Below are 398 nucleotides of genomic sequence, written 5' to 3'. Positions count from 1 at the left end.
GACCAGCACCTGGCCGATCAGGCGATGCGTGCCGGGGCACATCTCGGAGGCCTTGAGCACCACCGTGTTGCCGCAGGCGAGCGGCATCGCCAGCGCGCGGGTGCCGAGAATGACGGGTGCGTTCCAGGGCGCGATGCCGAGGCAGACGCCGGCCGGCTGGCGGATCGCCATGGCAAGCGTGCCCGGCTTGTCCGAGGGGATGATCTCGCCCGAGATCTGCGTCGTCATGGCGGCTGCCTCGCGCAGCATGTTGGCGGCCAGCATGACGTTGAAGCCGGCCCATGGCCCGGTCGCTCCGGTCTCCTCCATCATCAGCCTGGTGAATTCGCCGACCTTGGAGGCCATCACCTCGGCGGCCTTGGAAAGCAAAGCGCGGCTTTCCCGGCCTGGTCGCGGAC

The 398-nt window shown here is 69.1% G+C and carries 1 protein-coding gene; it reads right to left on the bottom strand.

Features of this window, described 5'->3' with window-relative positions; all coding sequences use genetic code 11:
- A partial coding sequence (locus tag EOA32_RS38060) for an aldehyde dehydrogenase family protein (RefSeq protein ID WP_128374354.1) occupies positions 1–398 on the bottom strand: 398 nt, incomplete at both ends.

The organism is Mesorhizobium sp. M1A.F.Ca.ET.072.01.1.1 (assembly GCF_004023325.1).
Lineage (GTDB): Bacteria > Pseudomonadota > Alphaproteobacteria > Rhizobiales > Rhizobiaceae > Mesorhizobium.
The sequence above is the reverse complement of the archived record's forward strand: the minus strand, read 5'-3'. Positions and strand labels throughout refer to the sequence as shown.